A 1,820-nucleotide genomic window follows, 5' to 3' on the forward strand; every position below is an offset into this window, starting at 1 on the left:
ACTCTATTTTCACAATAAACAGTGTTTAGATCAAGTCTCAAAATGATAAGTCTTCGTTAATCCGTGTTTTAAATCATCAAATAAGCATCATAGATCGAGCTTTGCCTGCTTCTGCGTGTCCGTTTTAGGGATTGGCATGCGTTGCATGTGGAGGGAATAAGTGTCACTGGTGCAACGTAGCGATAGTCGAAAGGCTAAACCGCTACAGGGGAATCTCACAAAAGCGGAGCGTTAAGAGTAGCTGTATAGGTTGGTTAAGTTGCATGTTGGGGAAACCCTCGCAGAGATACCGCCATACTTCGACAGGGAGCGCGTGGGAGAAGGTGCAAGACCTTTAGTCCTTGTCTGCATAGTCTGCAAAGCTATGTGCGGATACGACCGATATACGTGGCTCCGAAGCCAAAAGAATATGCGGTAAATCGGCAATACTTAAAGGATGTGTCATTTTTTTAAATGACCGCCTTTAGGGAGAGTATTGCCGAAACTCTCTCAACCGTTCACCAAAGCCAAAGCACGAAGTGCGACGCTTGGGTAACGAGTTGAGAAGTTGAGAGCATGTGCTTTTGCTTTTATAGGTTTTTATATTTTTATAGAAGAGCTTTTGAGAAGCTTGTTCTGCTTAGGCTATTATTAAAATCCAATTCTGTTTGTATTAATAATAATGTTATTAGAATATTTTCCTCTGACATCATCGCAAACAGTTGTATAGCTATAATATTCATAGGTTTTTAGAGTACCAATAATATAGCCTCTTTGAAAAATAGGTTCCCATTGATTAGTAAATGGGCTCAAGAAAAGACCTTGTGAACATTCAATCGCTAAATTATTTTTCACTACATTATTTTTAGGATTTGAGTGAACTTCTTTTATAGAAAAATATCTAATATCATTATTATTTGGTGCTGTTTTGATTGAATTTTTGTCTACATATATTTTAGAAATCTCACCTTGAACCGTACCGGGTTTGTCGGAGACCAAGCTTTCTGAGAGAATGTCCCGATGAAAAAAGTAAAATATACCCCTGAAATCAGAGAAAGAGCGGTTCAATTATTGATTGAATCCGAGAAAGATTATCCATCGAATTGGGCTGCGATCACCGCTATTGCTCCCTGAGCAGTATACTGCGCAAGGGTTGTACTCCTGAAACACTACGTGTTTGGTATCAAAAATATTTAGATAAACAAAATCCAGTTAAAGTACAGCAGCTTTCAGACCAAGAACGTATCAAACAACTCGAACGCGAAAATAAAGAACTGCAACGCGCCAATGAAATTCTACGTAAAGCAGCCGCTTTTTTCGCCCAGGCGGAGCTCGACCGCCCACACAAATAATGGTGGATTTTATCCATAATAATAAAGAGCTGTACGGAGTCGAGGCGATTTGTAGAATTTTACCGATCGCACCTTCAACCTATTACCGGACTCTAGATCTCTGTGAAAATCCAGAACATCGAGCAAAGCGAGATTTACATGACTTGCATCATGCTGAGGAGATTAAACGAATTTGGAAGGAAAGTTCAGGTCGGTATGGTGTACGTAAAGTCTGGCAAAAACTGAAACGTGAAGGCTATATTATTGCGCGCTGTACTGTTGCTCGATTAATGCAAAAGCTAGGTATAAAAGGTGTTTGGCGTGGTAAGAACAAACAAACCACCCGTAGCCGAGATGATCAAAAACGAGCGGATGACTTGGTAAAACGTAATTTTACTGCTGATCATCCTGACCAACTGTGGGTGAGTGACTTTACGTATATTCAAACAAATTCAGGCTGGGTTTATACTGCATTTATTATTGATGTGTTCTCACGAGCAATTGTTGGAT

General features: G+C 39.8%; 1 protein-coding gene, 1 pseudogene and 1 other annotated feature. Of the genes and pseudogenes, one reads left to right on the forward strand and one right to left on the reverse strand.

Annotated features, from left to right (window positions below; translation table 11 throughout):
• Positions 1 to 630 precede the first annotated feature (630 nt).
• A complete protein-coding gene (locus tag FTV43_RS15270; RefSeq protein ID WP_163169825.1) occupies positions 631 to 1,047 on the reverse strand; it encodes a hypothetical protein in 417 nt (138 codons plus the stop codon).
• Between FTV43_RS15270 and FTV43_RS15275 the strand changes: the two are divergent.
• Positions 1,000 to 1,820: pseudogene (locus tag FTV43_RS15275) on the forward strand (IS3 family transposase); the annotation flags it as partial. The gene FTV43_RS15270 and the pseudogene FTV43_RS15275 sit on opposite strands and share 48 nt — an antisense overlap.
• Positions 1,289 to 1,405 (forward strand) — a sequence feature (AL1L pseudoknot). (Overlaps the previous pseudogene by 117 nt.)

It is taken from the genome of Acinetobacter sp. YH16053 (genome assembly GCF_013417035.1).
Taxonomy (GTDB): Bacteria; Pseudomonadota; Gammaproteobacteria; order Pseudomonadales; family Moraxellaceae; genus Acinetobacter; species Acinetobacter towneri.